Here is a 20,170-nt window from a genome sequence, read left to right as displayed (position 1 = left end):
CCCCTTATAAGAAAAGACATTATTATCCCGTCATAGCTTAGGTGATTATCCGAGAGGGGAATCACCCGGGCTTTGGCGGCTATCTGCCACTATACTGCGACCAGCTCACCACAAAAGTATGTTTTACTAATTTTTTTCTCCATCTTTACCCGCTAGTGGATGTTTCGTTTATAACCTCCTTTTTGTTTTACAACTAACTTGATTTGCACGCTGCCTCTCAAAGCATATTCAAAGCATCATACCCCCTGATCAAACCACAAAAACAACGATTTTATACACGTAAGTCAGGTATTAACCCCGTTTTTTAAATCTCCCGTCAGGTCGTATCCTGAACTTGGCGTATGTGACCAAGGAGATCGGCCTACGATGACAACTGAATCGAAAACAGCAGTAAAAGAACTAACTATTCGCGGAGTGATTATCGGGGGAATCATCACCTTAATCTTCACAGCCGCAAATGTTTATTTAGGGTTAAAAGTGGGGCTGACTTTTGCCACCTCAATTCCGGCGGCCGTTATTTCCATGGCAATCTTGCGGTATTTCAAAGATCATACCGTGCAAGAAAACAACATCGTACAGACCATTGCTTCGGCAGCCGGAACCTTGTCGGCAATCATTTTTGTGCTACCTGGCCTAATCATGGTCGGCTGGTGGACCGGCTTCCCCTATTGGACTACCGCCCTCTTATGCGCCCTGGGAGGGATTTTGGGGGTTACCTATTCTATTCCCTTGCGGCGCGCCCTCGTAACCGGTTCTGACCTTTCTTTTCCCGAGGGCGTAGCGGCGGCGGAAGTCCTAAAAGTTGGGGACACTAGCGAAGGCGCCGCCGACAACCGCCGGGGTCTGCACGTGATCGTTTGGGGAGCTATTTCTTCCGCATTTTTCAGTTTGCTTACTAATCTTAAAGTCGCGCTTTCCTCTGTCACCACCGCGTTTAAAGTGGGAGCGGGTGGCACTATGGTGGGAACTAGCCTGTCATTAGCGCTTATCGGGATTGGACATTTGGTAGGTCTGGGTGTCGGTATCGCCATGATTTGCGGCATGCTAATCAGCTATGGGGTGCTGCTTCCTTACTTCTCTTCTGGTCAGCTCGGCAGCGGGGATATTGCCGAGGGCGTGCAAGGAATTTTTGCTTCCGATGTACGTTTCGTAGGCGCTGGCACCATCGCTATCGCTGCGATTTGGACGTTCCTAAAAATTATTGGACCGATTTTTCAAGGAATGCGCGAATCCATTAGTGCGTCTCGTAAACGTAAAGGTGGATTCACTGTCCCCCCACAAGAACGAGACCTGCCAGCGTCTTGGGTTATCGGTATCACCTTAGCTTTAATGATTCCTATCGGGGTTCTATTGTGGCTATTTTTGCGGGGCAGTTCCTTAGAGCATCACACGGGTGGACTAATTTTCTTGTCAATCGTGTTCATTTTGGCACTTGGGCTCGCAGTTGCCAGCGTCTGCGGATATATGGCGGGACTGATAGGTTCGTCAAACAGCCCGGTTTCTGGGGTGGGAATCTTGGTAGCAATTCTGACGGCTCTGGTAATTAAACTAGCGACTCCGGCCGGTGCCGACCCTAAGACCCTTGTCGCGTACACCCTGTTCACGGCGGCAATCATATTTGGTATTGCCACTATTTCTAACGACAACTTACAAGACCTTAAAACCGGTCAATTGGTGAACTCTACCCCTTGGAAACAGCAGGTGGCGCTGATAATAGGGGTAGGTTTCGGCTCTTTAATAATTCCACCGGTGTTACAGCTGATGAACACGGCTTTCGGATTTCAAGGAGCCCCTGGTGCGGGCAAGAATGCGCTGGCTGCTCCGCAAGCGTCTCTGATTGCTGAACTTACCAAAGGGGTCTTTGGAGGCGATATTGACTGGAGTCTGCTGGGTCTTGGAGCATTGATCGGGGTGGCCATCATCTTAATAGACGAGATTCTAAAGCACACCACATCTCGTTACTCGCTGCCTCCAATCGCAGTGGGGATGGGAATGTATCTGCCTATCACCCTCACCATCTTGATTCCGGTTGGCGCTACCTGCGGAGTTCTCTTTAACCGCTGGGCTAAGACTCGAAAGAATCCGGAGGCGGCTTCCCGAATGGGAACTTTGCTCGCCACCGGGTTAATAGTAGGGGAAAGCCTGTGGGGCGTGGTTTACGCTGCGATTGTGGGAGGCACTGGCAGCGGAGAGCCGCTGGCAATAGTACCTGATTCCTGGTCAGGAACGTCCTCCCTGGTCGGGCTGGTTATCTTCGTCGCTATAGCGCTTTGGGGCTACCGCTACGCAAAGAAACAGGCTTCTGCCTAGAGGATTTCCAAAGCACACGAGCCGCGGCCGGTAAAAGATGTGGGAGGGACACGTTAAGTAGCGAAAGCGGGGAGGAGGATTTATGCCGATTAGGCTAGGTGGGCGTAAGAGTTAGAAAAGACTGGAGTCTTTTCTAACTCTTTGGGCAGGAGGCAAAATCCTCCTCCTCGCGACACCCCTACAAAGCCGGTGACAGAACCCCGAAGTGCTTTTACCGAGCCAGCCGCCCCGCACCAAGACACAACAGGCAGCGCGCTACCGCAAATGACTGGCGTGGATACGCGGGGGATTGGTTTTTCCTCCCGCCCAAGAATTCGGAAAAAGACCGCAGGCATTTTCCGAATTCTTATGCCCACCGCACCCACTCGGATAAAACCAATCCCCCGCGCAGCCTAAAGCCAACGGCCGGGAAACTGCACCACACTGGCCTGCGGCTCCACCAGCTTCACCAGGTCGCGGTGTTCGATTCCAGCATCCAGGTAGGGGTCGCGGGAAGTAACTAGCCGGTAGCCGAGTTTTTGATAGAACCCGATTACTGGAGCCTGCGCCGCGACTTGCAACAACACCACTCCGCCGCCCTCGGAACTCCCCCAATTACTAAGCGCTAAACGTTCGGCACCGAGTACCAGTTCTTTACCGTTACCGCATCCGCGGGCGGCAGGCAGTACGGCAAAACGTCCTAGCTTCCCGGTAATAGTGTCCCGTGGCAGCTGGGGAAACATTTCTGCCAGGTCGGAAGGAATACCAATTTTGGGCGGGGAGATTCTGGCGGCCGCGATAGTGCCGGAGGCGTCCTCGCCTAAAAGGTGGATAGTTCCCTGGGCGAAGTCGATATCGTCTATTTCCCGATCCAAAGAGATGCCTTGTTCCAGGTGAAAAACCGCGCGACGAGTCGCAAAAATATCTAACATGTCGCGGGCGGTCTCAGCTTGACGAATCTGCATAGGGGTACTCATGCATTTAAGGATAACTATTTTTTGCGAGTCGATCCGACTTCCGCGGGATTACTTTCGGATTACTATTACTTAACCCTCCCGGTAACTAATGCCCATCATGGAGCGCGGGTAACGCCATTTGAGCACCCCGGGAGGAGCGACTGCCAGGCAGGTGCCACATTCTAGGCAGGCGGCGTATTCGATATCGACTGTTCCGTCCTCGCGGGCGGTATAGACATGAGCGGGGCAAACGCGCTCTAGAAGTTTGCCGGCGTCCGTGGCTTTCGCTAGTTCTTGGTCGATAACGATATGGGATTCTTCTTCGTCAACCTCATAAATATTGGCGCTAAGTCTCTCAGATACGGATTCGGGAAGGTAATCAGTCATTTTAAATCGACCTCACTGCTTGTAAACCGAGCTTCACCAGGCGGCGCATACTCAGTGGCGATTTCTTCAACGCTGCCCGCGCCACTGGTAATAGCCGCTGTCGCGGGGTGGTATCCAGGTTATAGACCCCGTGGAACACGTCCGCCGCGAGCCGTCCTACCTGGCCGTATAGTTCCTGGTTGTGTAGGAACTGCGGCGCGCGCGCGAAAGTTTCCATATCTTTACCAACGAAAGACGCCTGGTAGTTTTCCAGATATTTATTTAACGAGGACGCGCTATAGTTTTCTGCTTTGAGTGCGGTATCAATGGCGCTGGCGGCGGCTTGGGCAGATCCGGCTGCCAAATCCATTCCCCGAATCGTGAACCCGGTGTTGAGGGTGAAACCGGCGGCGTCGCCTATCAGAATCAGCCCGTCATGTACCAGTCCTTGTTGCATGGATTTACCACCCTCGGCTACCAGATGGCAGCCATATTCGAGCAGTTTTCCTCCGCGCAGGAACGGTTCGATATAGGGGTGCTGTAAGAAATGATCATGCAGTTCAGAGGAAGATAACTGTTTTTTCTTCAGGTCATCTAGCATCGCCACGATCCCGATAGAAACCGAATCCCGGTTGGTGTACAGGAAGCCGCCGCCTGCTACTCCTTGAGTGCAGTCCCCTACCATTTGATAGGCCGCGCCCTCGCCCTCTTGCAGGTTGAAGCGTTCTTTCAGGGTTTCTTCCCCTAGCTGGATAACAGATTTTACCCCCACCCCCAGGTGACCCAGCGGTTCTTTAGGGCGAATCCCGGCATATTGCGCGAGGAAGGAGTTCACCCCGTCTGCTGCCACGATTATTTTGCCGTATACGGTGTCTTCTCCCGCACGCACTCCGCAGAATTTGCCGCCCTCGCGCACCAGTTCATCAACTTTCATGCCTGGCATAATGGTGGCACCGGCTGCTTCTGCCTGCTCCGCCAGCCAAGGGTCAAGTTTGGCGCGCAGAACGCTGACCGCGTTTACCGGATCAGTTAGCCTTTGATCCCAATACTCCATATTTACGGCGGAGGTCGGGTTCAGGAAGGAAAGAATGTTCTTGGTGATTTTTCGTTCAACTGGGGCTTTTTCAATGAAGCCGGGGAAAATCTGGTTCATTACCTGGCAGTAGAACACCCCGCCCGAAAGGTTCTTAGCCCCCACTTCCGAGCCGCGCTCAATCAACAAGACCTGGTGATCCTCTTTTGCTAAAAGGTAGGCACATACCGTTCCGGCGACGCCGCCACCTACGATGATGACATCGAAATCGTATTCCACACTCATGTTTTATCTCGCTGCCTCCGTCAGGGCGGGTATTACCTCGTACAGATCTCCCACAATACCGTAGTCTGCCTGTTTGAAGAAGGGAGCCCGCTCGTCACTGTTAATAACTACCACGGTAGCAGCATTAGACATCCCAGCAGTGTGCTGGAGTTGCCCTGAAATTCCCACAGCGATATACAACTCGGGGCTAATATGCTGCCCAGAGATTCCTACATACCGGTCACGTTCCAACCAACCAGCACCTTCGGCAAGCGGCCGCGAACAGGCAACCTCAGCACCTATTGAATCTGCGAACTGCGCTAGTAGCTTTAAGTCTTCAGCATTCTTAAAACCTCTACCAGCAGAAACAACTCTGCGCGCCGCCCCCAAAGGAGTTTTTACACTCTCGGATTTGTCTACCGAAACAACTTTAACGTCGTAAGCAGCTGTAGATCCCTCCTCGAGGATTGGGGTATCTCCTTCGGTTTCAGTTCCCCCATCCACTACCGCCACAACCGATCCATTGATTCGGAAGGTTTGCAAAGTTATTCCCCCGTAGCGGGAAACAGTTATTTCACCCGGGCTAATTGTTTGCAGCCCGAAAAATATTGGAACTCCAAGTTTTGCCGCTACTGCTCCCGCTAGCACCCGCGAGCCGGGAGTATTGCCGGCCAGGATAATGTCTTCTGACTCAGGTCGCAGGCTAGCCACCACTGCCGGAGCTAACGTTTCTACCGGCTGATCGGGCGTTTTGGGAATACGAATTACCCGATCTACACCCTTAATTTCGGCATCTCCTACCAGTACCACATTTGTTTTTCCGCCGTAGTTCTTTCCAATTTCTACCAGCGCCGAAATCGCGCCGTCTTCAGCGATAATCCAGGTATCAGACATTTTCTTTTTCCTTTCCTAAAGGACGTTCTCGGAGTGTAGTGCGGTGATCAACTCGGAAGCTGCATTCTCGCCAGAGAAGATTTGCTGTTTACGCATCCTAGATTCAGGTTTGCTCGAGCCGACGATCTCTTGCTCAACAGAGACAATGTTCAGGTCTGATACCGGAACAACCTCGAGAGGTTTCTTATTAGCAGCTAACACCTCCCGCATCGCAGGTGGTTTTACCGCTGCCGCATCCGAGCTCATCGCCAACACTGCGGGAGTGGAAACCTCCAGAACTTTTACGCCTCCAGCTACAATCTGACTTACGCGATAACCAGCTCCTGCAGGTTCTACGGCACACACGTCTTGAAAACAGGGCCAACCCAAATAGCCAGCAATCAGAGCAGAGGTTATCCGGGATCCCTCATCAATTGAGGAGTCTCCGGTTATCACTAGTTTCACATCGGACACTTTGCCAACCAGTTCAGCCAGAGCAGATGCTGTTTTACTCGCATTCCAGCTTGCGGTAGCCGCGTCAGCTACTACCAGCGCACTGTCTAGTCCCCGAGATAACGCAGTCTTCTTTGCCATAGACGAAGCTACGCTCTCCCCTCCGACAGAAATCCCCACCAAAGTAGTGTCTAGGGCGTCAGCTAGACTACGTCCGACAGTTATCGCTACCGGATCATAATCTGAAAGTGCTGGTTTTACCCGGCTCCAATCAACTTCTCCATCGGGTTTTACCAGTGCATCTTGTGGATTTGCCGCGTATTTATACGCAACTACAATACTCACGTTTTTCTCCTTCCATAGGTGATGCTTTCGCGACGGCATGCCTACGGGAAAGCCCGTCTAATGACACTGCTACCTCGCTCTTGCATCGCGGGTTTTTCGTTTTTACAATTAGTTTGGTAATAAAATTTTTTTCCGCCAGAATGTGCATTTCCTGTGCTACGGTGAGGGTAGCTAGCCATTTTGAGGAGGATCTGGTGACACCGAAGCCCCAGATAGGTCGCCCCCGCGACACACTTGCTGATGGAAAAATTCTTCGCGCTGCCCTAACGGTATATGGACAATCTGGGTGGGCGGGTTTCAATCTTACCCAGGTGGCAAAAGAAGCTGGCGTAGGAAAATCCACCATGTACAACCGCTTCCGTAACCGCGAAACCCTGCTGATTTCCGCGTTCGAGCACCTAGTTAGCGAACACGTTCCTACTGGTGACACCGTCCAAGACCTCCTTTTAGATGAAATTGAGTACCGACTGGATCTCTATTTTGGCCAATCTTCCCAGGCCGTGCGCCGAATCTTTGTGGAAATGGCTTCCAGCGATCAACCGGTGATCGCCAAGATTCATTCGATTACCTACGATCAACCGATTTCTCAGCTGCGCAGCAAACTGTGGAAGTTTAAACAAGCAGGAATTATTCCCGGTGACCAGTCGATCACTCGTTTGTTGGATGCAGTTGAGGGCTCGGTTCTGATGCGAGCTTTTTGCTTGGATCCTGCAAATATTGATTGCTTCAAAACCGAGTTCCGCGAATACGCAGAGTCTGTGGTATCTGACCAACTTTCCTTGCATTCAGACCTCCATTCCGACCATAATCGCCGCCTAGTGTCGTAGCCAGTTTCCCGGGATAGATTCCTACCCGGGAACACGACTCCCGATCATCGACACCCTTTCTTACTTAAACTCAATAATTCCCCAGTTCAAATGGGGTTTTGCTCCGGTAGTTTTGGCATCCTCATCAACGAGACGGAATCTCAACTCTCCGGATCCTACCTGCCACAATTGAGTCTTCAGAACTTGTCCTGGAAGTACGGGACTGGTAATCCTCGTCTTGAAGCGAGTTATCCTGTCTGGTTCTCCTGGGAAATATTGCGCAATGGCATGGCGCATGACCATACCGGCATATGAGATTGCATGCAAAATAGGACGCGGCTGCCCGTTCTCCTTGGCATACTCCCAGTCAATGTGTTGCGGATGCCAGTCACCAGAAAGTCGATAGATCAGAGCTTGGTTTTCGGGAATGCGTTCCGTAACTTCGATATCGGCAGGACGCTCGGGCATCTCAACCAAGTCTTTTGGTGCTTTCGGGCCACCCCAGCCACCGTCATAAATTAGGCAATCCCAGGACTCATTAGTGAAAAGAAGGTTACCGTCTGAGTCATAGGTTCTTCCTACATGTTGAGCTAGTAAACCTCTACCTTCACCCCGATCAAAGAGCCCTTGCAGCACCACTCTAGTTTCTAAGCGGTCGGACATTTTGGTGATTGGCTGCTCGAAGCGAATATCAAAACCCCAATGCAAAGATCCGGCATAGTTATACCCATAATCGATAGTGCGAGTTATCTCTTGATCGACAATCAACATTGCTCCGAACATGGGAAGTACTTTTAGCTTGGGTGAACGGGGATCGCCCTCGTTTAAATATTCCAGTCCTTCTTTTCCATCGATACCTGCTCCGCATCCTAAGGCGAATAACTCAAGATCACGGAAATTGTAGTCCCGAATGAAGGGACCGAACTCTTTGCCTACCATTTCTGTTTTTATACGAGCCATGATTCTCCTTTGAATTTGCTTTTAGGCCAACTTATTCTTTGCAACTTTGCCGTATTTTCCTTGCGGGAGTTCCCTGCGAAATTCCACAGAACTGGGAACTTTGTAATATGAAAGATTTTCTTGCGCGAAACTGATAATTTCCGCTTGGCTATATTTGACACCAGACTCCAATACAACAAAAGCCTTGATAGCCTGGTCTCGAATACTATCGGGAACCCCAATAACTGCCGCTTGCTGTACCCCCGGGCATTGCATCAATACATTTTCTACTTCTGCCGCGGATACATTTTCCCCGCCTCGTTTTATAAGATCCGAGTCCCGCCCGAGGAAGTAATACCACCCATCCCGGTCTTGTAAAGCGTAGTCATCAGTTCTTAACCATCCGTCCTCGGAAAGCACTCGCCTGGTTGCTTGTGGATCCTCCCAGTAGCCTGCCATCAAATTGATTCCCGGAGTTCCGTGAATTTCAATGCTTCCGCCCTCTTTACCTGGATTGTCCTCCCCCTGTGAGTCCACTAAACGCACCTGATAAGTAGGACCTACTTTGCCAATCGAGGGCCAGCGTCGCTCTGCGTGAGGCGAATCCGTAATTACCCCCACTAGACTTTCAGTTAATCCGTAGTTATTAAATAAACTCACCCCAAATCGGGCACAAAATTCTTGTTTTTCCCCAATCGATATGGGTAGAAAATAGTGCATTTCTCGCACACAGTGGTTCTGCTCTTCCAACTTCTTCGGCTGTCGGAGCATTGTCCGCACAATCATGGCCATACCCTGCGCTAAGGTAGCGTGGCGGATCCGGGCTTCCTCCCAAAAGCGTTTTGCGGAGTAGCGAGATTGTAAGACCAATGTGGCACCAGCAGTGATTACTGGGGCTAGCGCCGAAAGTTGGAAGTTGACATGAGAAACCACCATCGAAGTCAGGTAGCGATCTCGACAAGTCATACTCAACTCCCAATTGACATACAGACCAGAAAAAACTGCATTGGCGTTGGTGAGCATTACTCCTTTAGGGGACGAAGTGGTACCGGAAGTGAACATGATTTCCCAGAGATCAAGGGGCTCAATCTCTGATGTTGGCACCGTCTTATTAGATTTTTGCAGCTCACGTAGGAAAGACCCCTCGCCAGGATCGTCAACTAGGATAGCCGGAGGCGAAAAATCGGGGAGCCCTGCTTGTCGATAGCAATCTTGTCTCGTAAGTACCAGACGTGGCCGAGTTTTATTAACGATGTAAAGATACTCTTTAACTGTCGAAGCTGCATTTACCGGTACGATAACCACCCCAATTTTGGGGGCAGCAAGTAGCGCGACCAGGAATTCAACACAGTTATCCAGGTAGACGCACAAGCGATCTCCCTTTCGTAATCCCCGTTCGGCAAGTAAAGCCGCAAATTGCTCCGTAAGGTGGTCAAAATCTTGATAGCTGTAGGTGACGCATTCCTGGGTATCCGTATTGACAAATACTAAGAAAGGACGATCAGGGAAGGTGGCGCACTGCCGTCGCCACAGATCCCTAATCGTCGTATTCTTAGCGGTGTCAAACATAGCCGAATGATTACGCCCACCTATAACGTTGGGCGCGTCCTCTTCACTCCCCATCGAATCTAATATTGCCGGACTCTTTAAAACGCTCAATATCTTCCGCGCTGAATCCGGCACGTTCCAATACATCTCTGGAATCGGCACCCAACGCAGGCATCGGTCGCCAGAAACCCCCAGGATTATTAGTAAACTTCGGGAAAGTATTCAGTCCCTTGACCCTCTTTCCTTGCGCGTTGTCCCATTCGATGAAACACTCTCTGTCCTTGACATGAGATTCCCTAAGTAGATCATCGAATTCATTAACCACCTGTGCCGCAATCTTGTGTGCCGAAAAGTCCTTTTCAACCTCGAACTTGGACTGCGTTTTCAGATATTCCTCTAACTTTCGCTGAATCAAATCAGCCTGCGGACTGTCCAGCCACAAGGCAGAGGTGTCCTCGGGATAGTCATCGGTACCCCAGAGATCTCCCAGGCCGATAGTCTCGAGCAGATACTTATTCTGCGGCACCCCGTATACACAAAGGCCGATGAAACCATCTTTACATTCCCACTCACCAATAGCACAAAGGTTTTGATGACGGGCACCAGGTCGGGGATAAGTTATCCCTTCATTTAGGTAATCCATCATGTAATAGCTACCAACACGCAAAATCGTTTCGTACATGGCTACATCAATGCTTTCCCCCTGCCCGGTTAAACGGGATTTGTGCAAGGCTGCCAGACTGGCAGAGATAATCATCAACGCATTAAAGTAGTCGGCACCGTAGGGTGCTATGTTCATAGGCTGTTCGGGGCTTCCATTTTGCGCGATCAAACCGGCATAAGCAGCAACCGTGAGATCATAGGCAGCGGCATTAATTCTCGATGAGTCACCCCACTGACCAAACCCTGATACGTGCACGATAACTAGAGACGGATTAACCTCCCACAGCTGCTCATCGGTAATCCCTTTACGCTTCCACACGGGACCTTTAGAGGCCTCGATAAAAATATCGGTGTCTTTTATCAGCCGTACGAGTACCTCTTTACCTTCGTAAGTAAAGGGATGGATAGAAAGAGAACGCATATTTCGCCGTTCCATTTCCTTGACCCACTTGGTGTCCCGCATGGAGTCACCAGTCCAGATATTCTCCATCCAGGTCACATCCGCTCCCCACTCGCCCATTATTGCCGCGGCAGTTGGCGCGGCAATTTCGACTGCAGAGTACAACACCCTGACATCATCAAGCGCTCCGAATGAAGGCTTATCCGTGTTCATCTCTGCCCCCTAGCGGTAAGGACGCAGCGCCATAAAGGCGGTGTCCAGAATCATCATTTCGTCGGTTCCGCCAGAGACCCGGTCTACCCGCAAATCACGCCAGAACCGCTGCACCCGATGCTCTCCTGCGATACCTATTCCCGCCAGCACCTGCAAAGCCTCATCTACCACTTCAAATGCCGCGTGCGAGCAGTAGTACTTTGCCATTGAGCCCTCGCCGCGACCGAGTAAACCTTGATCGTGACGCCAGGCAATTTCATAGAGCATATTTCTCATGTTGGTTAGTTTTACTTTCATGTCAGCAAACTTCAGTTGAACCAACTGGTACTTTCCAATTGCTCTCCCGCCCTGCTCTCGTTGATTAGCATAACGAGCCGCATCCTCATAGGCACAATAAGCGGTTCCGTAATTCGTTAAGGCAACCAAGAAACGCTCTAGGTTAAAATCACCTACTACGCGGCGGAAGGCACCGCCCTCCTCTCCAAACCTATCGGACTCCTCTAGTTCCACGTTTTCGAGGTATATCTCGGCACATGAATCCATACGGAGGCCTAGCTTTTCTAGTGGCTCCTTGGTTATGCCAGATTTCGCCATATCTACAAACCACTCCGTGTACTTGCTGCTGTCCTCACTGTCACGTGCCATGACAACCATGTAGGGGACGTGCATTCCCGAGGTCTGGAAAGTCTTATGACCATTTAGGTAAATTTTCCCATCACGGCGAGTGTAGGTGGTTCGCATATCTTCAAAAGACGAGCCTGCTGACGGTTCAGTCATCGCATAGTTCAGCACTTGTTTGCCGGTACCTAAGAAGGCAAGAACAGCTTCTTTTTGCTCGTCGGTACCGTTTTTCAAAACGGTTTCTAACGCCGGTAACTGGTAGAGGACGTAAGTGGGGCCACCCAAGCGCCCCAGTTCCTCATAGGCCGCGGTCATGGTTACCCAGTCCAAACCTAGGCCGTCGTACTCTTCGGGAATCGTTATTCGATCAAAACCAACCTCACAAATAGCATTGACCCATTCTTCGGGGTAGGTATGGGTCTCGTCGCATTCATGAAAATAGGTTTCCCAATTCCTAGATTCCATCACTTCGCGAAAAGCATCAACCATAATCTGTTGATCTTCATTTAGTGAGAACTCCAATGCTCTCTCCTTTCAATGGGGTTATGCCTGGGGCGCTGGAAGATTGTCAGCGCCCCAGAAACCTCTGGTCTTATCGGGCAAACTTCTGGTAGAACCTGCCCGCATTTTCGATAGCTTCGTTAGCTGCTTTTAGCATCCGGGAGTGATGTAAGAAAGCATGGATTGTCCCTGCAAATACATCCAACTGCACCGGTATTTTATTCGCCTCAAGTATTTTTGAGAGCAGGCGGGAATCATCCAGCAAAGGATCCAGTTCTGCTGCTGCCAGATAAACTGGAGGCATATGTTTGGTCAGATCATTGCGGAAAAGATCAACATAGGGCTGTTTAGTTTCCGACATGTCCTTCAAAGCGAGACTCTTGTAAAAATCGAAGTCATCTTGAGTCAATCCGTCCCACCATCCACCTAGTAGCCGGGAGCTCATTGAGTCACTGAGCCCGAACCATCCATAAAACAGCAGTAATGCACGAATATCACTAAGGTTTATTCCTTCCCCCCGCAAAGCTAAGAAAGTAGCAAGTGAAATATGTGCACCGCCAGAATCCCCAGTGAATGAGAAGTCCCTGGGATCTATCCCCCACTCTTCATGGTTGTCTTGCAAATAGTGGAAAACCTGGACTGCCTCTTCGATCGGTTGGGGATACTTAGCCTCTGGGGATAGCGAGTAATCAGTCGCTACCACAGCTGCGCCGGTTTCCCTGGCGATTAGCTTGGCCATCCGGTCATGGGTGTCAAGATTGCCCAACACCCAGCCGCCGCCATGGAAAAACATGACACAGGGAAGCGTCTTCGCCTCAACCGGTCGGTACTGCCTGATTCTAACTTCGCCTTTATCGGTCGGGACCGTGTCATCGCGCACTTCCACCATTTCAGGGGGATCTTGGTTCCAGTAAGCTCGTTCCTTGTTATAAGCAATCCGCATTTCCTCGAAGGACTGATCTGTGGAATAGACTCCCTTTGCTAATTCTTCTTGCTTTGCTACCGCGCGCTCAGTCTCTTGCGACCACAAATGTGGTACATCAAGTTTGTTTACCATAACTTCTCCTTAGTTGTTCTTCTTTGAATGGGCATCGTCCTCTAAGGCGGATTCTCCGAGTTTTTCTTCTACTTGTTCCAGCTTGACCTTATTCTTACGCACATAAAGTAGCAGGGCACCAGCAAATAGCACCGCCAGTAGAGCTGAAACTGCGAGGATCAAGAAAATTTGCGGATATGCTCCGTTACCGTGTTTATCGATAAGCACCCCAAACCACGTAGAAGAGAACGTATCAGGGGCGAAACCGATAACCGAGAGTAATCCCGTAGCCGTGCCGAACACTGAGATGGGCACCTTACCTTCCGACAACTGGGATGAAGCAATGCCATAAGCCCCGTTAGCCACAAAGCCCAGCAGGATAGTTACGATAGCTCCGACTACCGCGAAACTAGCTTCGTGGGGTAGAAGCATCAAGGAGAGCATCCCACAAACCACGATTATTGAACCGCCAATAATGACCTTCGAGGGAGAACCATTCCGTTTAGTGATTACCCCAAAAATTGGTCCTGATATTAGGGTTACCGCATAGGTGCGAACTATCGATACGAAAGACACTACCCCCAGAGATGCACCAAGTACGTTTTGCAAATAAGGCGTAGTGTAAGCAACCCCGGTGTAATAGAAGTAAACGAAAAACATCGTTCCGGCACACAACCAAACTACCGGCATTTTCAAGGCGGTTAGTACCATCGAGAAATTAAAACCAGACGAATCTGCAGAGCCGATCTCTCCCGCAAACTTGGGCACCAAGAATATCGAAAGAATCCCCATTAGTAGCAGCAATCCTCCGATTACCGCCAGAGTGGTGGAAATCGCGAGGTCAAATTGCTTCCCGAACAGACCGATAATTCCCATTTGTAAAAAGCCACAAACGAGGCCCACGGCTCCATATATACCGTAGGAAATACCAATATTGCGCCCGTAAGATTCCTCCTCAGAAATCAGTCGTACCAGTTTGAAGCGCACTCCCCACCAAACCAAGATGGTAGTAACCCCCATTGCGACAAAGACCAGCATCAAGGTACCAACAGACGGAAGTAGAGCAAACACGAAGGTTAGGGCGGCTGTAGAGATCAAACCGGCCGCATTCAGAGTTCGCATTCTAAATTTGTCAGCCACTATCCCTGAAGGCAGATAACAAATCAAAGCGGTTGTCGCATATGCGGACATCAACACCCCAAGATCGGCATTCGTGCAGTTCAACGCCTTCATCAACGGGTCATAAAACACTATTTTCATATATGGAGGTAGATAAATCATTGAACTGGCCATTGATACTAATACCAACAGCATTACGCGTCTACCCCGGGAAAGGTCCAAGGCAACAACTTCGCCGCTTCTAAACATTTTCATACGGAATCCTTTCAAGTTATCCCTGAGGAAATTGGTATTGATAGGGTCGGAATAAAACCCTTTTTTCTTCGACACTGAAGAAAATATTTTGATCTATTAAATAATAGAAATTACCATTTAAAAGACCAATTTTTAGATTTTCAATTACATATTGAAAAGTAAAAAGTTTCAGACGCCAATAGTCCAAAACTCTTTTATTTAGTCGCAAATCCCCGCCCCGGAGGCGGTGAGGCTCGTACGCACCTTTACGTACTTTACAAGCCGGCCTTTGTAGCCACGCCACGAACTAAGTTTACAAGAGCACCTAGCGTCCCGCAAGGATTTTTATGATATTTTATTTTAGAATCTTTTCATATTTTCATAAAGGCAAAACTACTGAGTCCCAATGCGGGACTAAAGTACCTTTACATTAATTTAAAATTCTACCAACTGGAACAATTTAACTTATATTGCACAATAAGTTAATGCTAATTTTTAAAAATTATTTAACTGTGAGATAGAACATGTTTTATGGACGCATGCAGTCTTTAAATATCTGCTGATTATTACCAGGCTTCGCTCCCCTCCAACTCCTTGGAATCAAACTCTTCCCGCGATGAAATAGCGAGTGATTCGCAAAATAATCAGAAGCAGAAAATTACCCTCGCCTTGTGGATTGTTAGACTGGCTTCACAGCGGTAAGGGAGGGCGATGAGCGAGCAGCACGCAGCTGGCAAGCAGGATAAGCGCCCTGCGCGAGCCAAAAAACCCGATAAGGAAGCTAAGCATCCTGCCCGCCGCCACGCGAAAACCTTAAATAATGCGCCTGCTACTATCTCCTATCCCGAGGAGCTTCCAGTAAGTGCCCGGCGGCAAGAAATCGCGGAAGCTATCGCTAACAACCAGGTGGTAGTGGTTTCCGGGGAAACTGGATCCGGGAAAACTACCCAGCTGCCAAAAATTTGCCTAGAGCTAGGCAGAGGACGCGGCGCATTAATCGGACACACTCAGCCGCGGCGAATTGCGGCTCGCTCAGTAGCTACCCGCATTGCCAGTGAGCTTAGGGAAGAGCTAGGTCAAACTATCGGGTTCCAGGTGCGTTTTACCGATGTAGTCTCTAGCAAAACCATGGTCAAGTTAATGACAGATGGGATTTTATTAGCGGAAATCCGCACCGATCCCCTGCTGAAACGCTATGACACCATCATTGTGGATGAAGCCCACGAACGCTCCTTGAACATTGATTTTATTTTGGGGTATTTGGCGCGCCTGTTGCCGCGCCGCCCGGATTTGAAAGTCATTATTACCTCGGCAACTATTGATTCTCAGCGTTTTGCCGAGCATTTTTCCCGTCCCGGTTACCCAGTGCCGATTATTGAGGTATCTGGTCGCACCTACCCGGTTGAGATACGTTACCGCCCCCTGGAGGGATCGGATACTCAGGGTGAGGACGAAGTAGGAGAAGAGGAAACCCCTGGGCAGAACCGCAAGAATCTTTTTGAACAGCAGAAATCGGGAACCGCCCGCGGTGAAGTGAAAGACCAAACTGAGGGAATCTGCCAGGCGGTTGATGAACTTTTTGCTGGCGACCCCGGCGATATTTTGGTGTTTTTGCCCGGTGAGCGGGATATTCGGGACACCGAGGCCGCCCTCGCCGCGCATTTGGGTTCCCGGTACGTGCGCGCCGGGGAACGTACAAACACTCCGGGAGCTGTGGAAATACTGCCGCTGTTTGCCCGATTGTCTCCGGCCGAACAGCAACGCATCTTCGCCCCGCATCCTTATCCGCGAATTGTGCTCGCCACCAATGTGGCGGAAACTTCACTAACCGTGCCGGGTATTAAATATGTGATTGACCCTGGTCTGGCGCGGATTTCTCGCTATTCGCAGCGCACTAAAGTACAGCGCCTACCGATTGAAGAAGTTTCCCAAGCCAGCGCCCGCCAGCGGGCGGGGCGTTGCGGGCGGATTAGCGAGGGGATTTGTATCCGGCTGTATTCGGAAGAGAACTTCCTGGCACGCCCGCGTTTTACTGAACCCGAGATATTGCGTACTTCCCTAGCTTCAGTGATTTTGGCGATGGCCTCGCTAAACCTGGGGAAAGTGGCCGATTTTCCCTTTATTGATGCCCCGGATCCTCGGCAAGTCCGGGACGGAGAGCAGTTGCTTTACGAATTGGGGGCGCTCTCGCAGCGGAGCGAAAACTCCGAGGGGTATCGCCTTACCAAATTGGGCAAACGCCTCGCCAAGTTGCCGATTGATCCGCGGTTAGCCCGAATGCTGCTGGAGGCGGACCGGCGCGGCTGCGTATCGGAGGCATTAGTTATTGTTTCGGCGCTGTCGATGCAAGATGTACGCCTGCGCCCTCTAGAACACCAAGAAGCTGCCGATCAAGCTCATTCGCGTTTCTTGGATTCCAGTTCTGACTTCCTGACTTACTTAAATCTTTGGCGCTACCTGCGCACTCAATCCCGTGACCTGTCCGGGAGTGCTTTTAGGAAAATGTGCCAGCGCGAATTCTTGCATTATTTGCGTACCCGGGAATGGCAAGACCTTACCCACCAACTGCGGCAACTATTAAAAGAACTAGGAATTAACGCGCGTCCCCTAGCGAAGCCCTCCCGCTCAAGCTACCGGCCAGACCCGGAATCCACCGAACTGATTGCGGCTTGCCAAAGCCTGACTTCCAAGCATTCCGACACGGATGCGATTCACCGTTCCTTGCTGGTAGGAATGCTATCTGGGATTGGTAACTGGGATCAGCGCGCCAAACAGTATTTGGCTCCGCGTGGTGCTCGCTTCACGATTTGGCCTGGTTCTGGGCTCTCTAACCGCACATTCGATTGGGTAATGGCTGCCGAACTGGTGGAAACCTCGCGGCTTTTTGCCCGCAACGTTGCCCGGGTTAATCCTGGTTGGATTATTCATGCGGGAAAGCACCTGGTAAAACGCTCCTATGGGGAACCGTATTGGTCGAGCCGGAAAGGTACCGCAATGGTACCGGAGCGCATTACCCTGTATGGCCTCACGATTGCTGCTGATGTGCCGATACCTCTGTCTCGACTCGGGAATAAAGCCATGCCTGCGCTATCACCGGTAGCAGCTAATGTTAATCTGCCCGGTGAGCAGTCCCCGCAGACCGCGAAGCAGTGGGCACGCGCCCTCTTTATCACTAATGCACTAGTCAGAGGGGATGCCTCCTTAAACTATCCCTTCTTAAAACGCAATGAAAAGCTGCTGCAGCGTGCCCTAGAAGTTGAGCAACGTACCCGCCAGGCCGGGATTGTTGCCGGCGAGGACGCTTTGGCGGCATTTTTCGCTGCCCGCTTGGGCAAAGAAGTAACCAATCCGGGAACTTTTGCGGCCTGGTTCAAACGTCAAGATGACCCCCATATTTTGGATTATCCCGAGGACGTATTGTTGCCGTCTGCTGCCAAGACTAGCGCTCCCCGCAACTACTCCAGCGGTGAAGCCGCAGATAAATCGATTGGAAACCAAACCAATCTGGCGGGCAAACTCACCCAGCTTTCCACTTCGGGTTTCCCTGACCGCTGGATAGGGGCAGAGTTTAGTTTGCCCCTGCAATATCAGTTTGCTCCCGGCAAGGAAGAAGATGGCATTACCTGCCAAGTCACACTGGAGCAGCTGCCCTACCTTAATCCGCAAGAATTCCAATGGACGGTTCCGGGGCTGTGGCCAGAGCTATTCACCGCGCTGATTCGAGCGTTACCGAAAGCGGTACGCCGCCAACTAGTACCTGCCCCGCAGGTGGGGGCAGAAGTAAGCAGATGGATTGAGCGGGAACTAGCTAATCCCACGGCTGCTACCGGCGCCGCCGAAAGCCACGAACCTACCCCGGTGCAGATTAAACAAGAGGAAGCGCTACAAGCTTCCCTGGGACGCCTAGCTGCTTGGGCGGGGATTGATAACGGCGATAAATCTACTCCCCCCAGCGACCCCAATCCTAAAGATACGGGAAATATGGGCAGTGAGGACAAGGGTAGCTCAGCAACACCTGACCCTAACGCAAGACACGAGAAAAATAGCCACTCCTCAAAAGACCACAACCCCGCTGCTGCTAACGCTGCGAGCACTGGTGAAAATCATAGCCACCGCGACCAAGGCGAAGCCGCAAGCAATAACAATCACACTGCCCCCTCCCGTCCGCTGGCTTCACTTTTCATTGCGGCTCTTGACCAGCTGCGCGCCGTGGAGGTAACCGAACAAGAATTTTCCCAAGCGGTCGCGAGTTTACCTGCCCATTTGCGCATTCGTTTTGCGCTGCGCGTAGGGAAAGAGCAGATTTATTCTCGTGACCTCGAAAAACTGCAGAAGCGCTACGGTAAAAAAGGGCGCGCGGCCCGCAAACAGGTCATCCGGGAAGCGCTCTCGCAGGTAAGCAAAGCCGAAAGCAGGCAGAAAAACCCTGTCCCTTCCCAAACGAGGCGTAGCAATCAGGAAGCTACTAAGGCCTCCAAGCAGCGTTTCCCGGAAACAGATTTTTCTTCTGCTTGGCCGCAAATACGCAACCAACACGCAGTTTTACCTGCTGAAATAACTATTTCTGCCGGTGAGATGTCTGGAAGATCCTTCCCGGGGTTACTGCCGCAGCGTCTTCCGCGTCCCTTCGGATTATCACTGCTTACTGGCTCGCAAAAAAACCGCTACGAAAACCCCTCTTCTGCCCGATCAAGCGGCGACAACAATAGCCGGCAGGATCCCGCTTCCCCAATATTCCCGGTGCGAGTGGCGCGCTTCGACAGCTTGCAGCAGGCTCAGCGTGCCCAACACTTTGGGGTTACCTGCCTGCTTTGCTCCCAGCTTTACTTACCACCTAGCCGCATCTTTACGCGCTGGCCAGCTCGTTTAGCGCTAAACCTGGCGGCACTGCCCTACGAAAAAGTAGCATTACTTTCCGATCTGCAACTGGTTGCCACCTGGCGCTGCCTCAAAAAAGCCCAGGCCGACACCTGGACAGTTCGGGACTCTTCCACCCTGCGGCAGTTCGCTGCAGATTTCCGTGACCGTTTCGAGGACGAAGTGTACGTCCTCGCCCGCGAACTTGGGGAGGTTGGTGCCAGCTACCGGGAGGTATCAGCCGCACTATCCTCGCATTTCCCCCTCGCAGCCTTAGGGGAAGTTACCCAGGTGCGCTCCCAACTATCACAGCTGATCTACCCGGGGTTCCTGTGGGACTTGTGTGAGGGAGCTGAGGATTTAGGACGCTATTTACAGGCGATAGCTACTCGTCTACAAAAAGCAAGTCAGGGGCGCAGCAAGGGAAGCCAACAGGAAGAACAGGCTCTAGCTATTTGGGAGGGTGCAAGCGGAAAGCTAGAAAACCAGGAAAACCTAGCCGCAGATCCTACTGCCGTAGCCGCCCTCATCCACGGCCGCTGGCTAATAGAAGAGTTACGGGTCTCGCTGTTTGCCCAGCCCCTGGGTACTCGCGAACGCGTTTCACTACCGCGCCTAAGCAAACTTCTAAAAGAGGCGCAAGACTAAGCTGGA

The 20,170-nt window shown here is 51.2% G+C and carries 14 protein-coding genes; 3 read left to right on the top strand and 11 right to left on the bottom strand.

What is annotated here, in order from left to right; all coding sequences use genetic code 11:
* The first annotated feature begins 366 nt into the window (after positions 1–366).
* Entirely contained in the window at positions 367–2,310 is a 1,944-nt protein-coding gene (locus L0M99_RS01545) for an OPT family oligopeptide transporter (protein ID WP_024059405.1), read from the top strand.
* A 392-nt stretch (positions 2,311–2,702) separates the two neighbouring features.
* Here L0M99_RS01545 and L0M99_RS01540 read toward each other — a convergent pair whose 3' ends face one another.
* The 5 genes from L0M99_RS01540 to L0M99_RS01520 form a co-directional block, all read right to left on the bottom strand.
* On the bottom strand, positions 2,703–3,266 hold the full coding sequence (locus tag L0M99_RS01540) for a GNAT family N-acetyltransferase (protein ID WP_238127496.1): 564 nt from the start codon (positions 3,264–3,266) through the stop codon (positions 2,703–2,705).
* Between the two features lie 69 nt (positions 3,267–3,335).
* Positions 3,336–3,632 (bottom strand): ferredoxin family protein, encoded by a 297-nt coding sequence (locus L0M99_RS01535; RefSeq protein WP_024059407.1) that lies wholly within the window; start codon positions 3,630–3,632, stop codon positions 3,336–3,338.
* A 1-nt stretch (position 3,633) separates the two neighbouring features.
* Entirely contained in the window at positions 3,634–4,929 is a 1,296-nt protein-coding gene (locus L0M99_RS01530; RefSeq protein ID WP_024059408.1) for an FAD-dependent oxidoreductase, read from the bottom strand.
* 3 nt (positions 4,930–4,932) lie between these two features.
* A complete protein-coding gene (locus tag L0M99_RS01525) occupies positions 4,933–5,802 on the bottom strand; it encodes an electron transfer flavoprotein subunit alpha/FixB family protein (RefSeq protein ID WP_024059409.1) in 870 nt (289 codons plus the stop codon).
* Positions 5,803–5,817: 15 nt separating this feature from the next.
* Entirely contained in the window at positions 5,818–6,579 is a 762-nt protein-coding gene (locus tag L0M99_RS01520) for an electron transfer flavoprotein subunit beta/FixA family protein (protein WP_024059410.1), read from the bottom strand.
* A 194-nt stretch (positions 6,580–6,773) separates the two neighbouring features.
* On the opposite strand from L0M99_RS01520, the gene L0M99_RS01515 reads away from it, so the two are divergent.
* Positions 6,774–7,406 (top strand): TetR/AcrR family transcriptional regulator, encoded by a 633-nt coding sequence (locus tag L0M99_RS01515; RefSeq protein ID WP_024059411.1) that lies wholly within the window; start codon positions 6,774–6,776, stop codon positions 7,404–7,406.
* Between the two features lie 60 nt (positions 7,407–7,466).
* Here L0M99_RS01515 and L0M99_RS01510 read toward each other — a convergent pair whose 3' ends face one another.
* The 6 genes from L0M99_RS01510 to L0M99_RS01485 form a co-directional block, all read right to left on the bottom strand.
* Positions 7,467–8,345: a MaoC/PaaZ C-terminal domain-containing protein gene (locus tag L0M99_RS01510; RefSeq protein ID WP_024059412.1), complete on the bottom strand. Its 879-nt coding sequence runs from the start codon at positions 8,343–8,345 to the stop codon at positions 7,467–7,469.
* A gap of 21 nt (positions 8,346–8,366) precedes the next feature.
* Positions 8,367–9,947, bottom strand: coding sequence for an AMP-binding protein (locus L0M99_RS01505; protein ID WP_238127495.1), 1,581 nt, complete (start codon positions 9,945–9,947; stop codon positions 8,367–8,369).
* Positions 9,937–11,148: an L-carnitine CoA-transferase gene (gene caiB / locus L0M99_RS01500; RefSeq protein ID WP_024059414.1), complete on the bottom strand. Its 1,212-nt coding sequence runs from the start codon at positions 11,146–11,148 to the stop codon at positions 9,937–9,939. Before caiB ends, L0M99_RS01505 begins: the two co-directional genes overlap by 11 nt.
* Positions 11,149–11,157: 9 nt before the next feature.
* The gene (gene caiA / locus L0M99_RS01495; RefSeq protein ID WP_024059415.1) at positions 11,158–12,291 is read right to left on the bottom strand and encodes a crotonobetainyl-CoA dehydrogenase; all 1,134 of its coding nucleotides are present in this window, start codon (positions 12,289–12,291) and stop codon (positions 11,158–11,160) included.
* 70 nt (positions 12,292–12,361) lie between these two features.
* The gene (gene aes, locus L0M99_RS01490; RefSeq protein WP_024059416.1) at positions 12,362–13,327 is read right to left on the bottom strand and encodes an acetyl esterase; all 966 of its coding nucleotides are present in this window, start codon (positions 13,325–13,327) and stop codon (positions 12,362–12,364) included.
* Between the two features lie 9 nt (positions 13,328–13,336).
* The gene (locus tag L0M99_RS01485) at positions 13,337–14,680 is read right to left on the bottom strand and encodes an MFS transporter (protein WP_238127494.1); all 1,344 of its coding nucleotides are present in this window, start codon (positions 14,678–14,680) and stop codon (positions 13,337–13,339) included.
* 690 nt (positions 14,681–15,370) lie between these two features.
* Here L0M99_RS01485 and hrpA point away from each other — a divergent pair.
* Positions 15,371–20,164 (top strand): ATP-dependent RNA helicase HrpA, encoded by a 4,794-nt coding sequence (gene hrpA, locus L0M99_RS01480; protein ID WP_238127493.1) that lies wholly within the window; start codon positions 15,371–15,373, stop codon positions 20,162–20,164.
* The last annotated feature ends 6 nt before the right edge of the window (positions 20,165–20,170 follow it).

Source organism: Varibaculum cambriense (assembly GCF_022133705.1).
GTDB classification, from domain to species: domain Bacteria; phylum Actinomycetota; class Actinomycetes; order Actinomycetales; family Actinomycetaceae; genus Varibaculum; species Varibaculum cambriense_A.
This window is presented reverse-complemented; position numbering and strand designations above follow the sequence as displayed.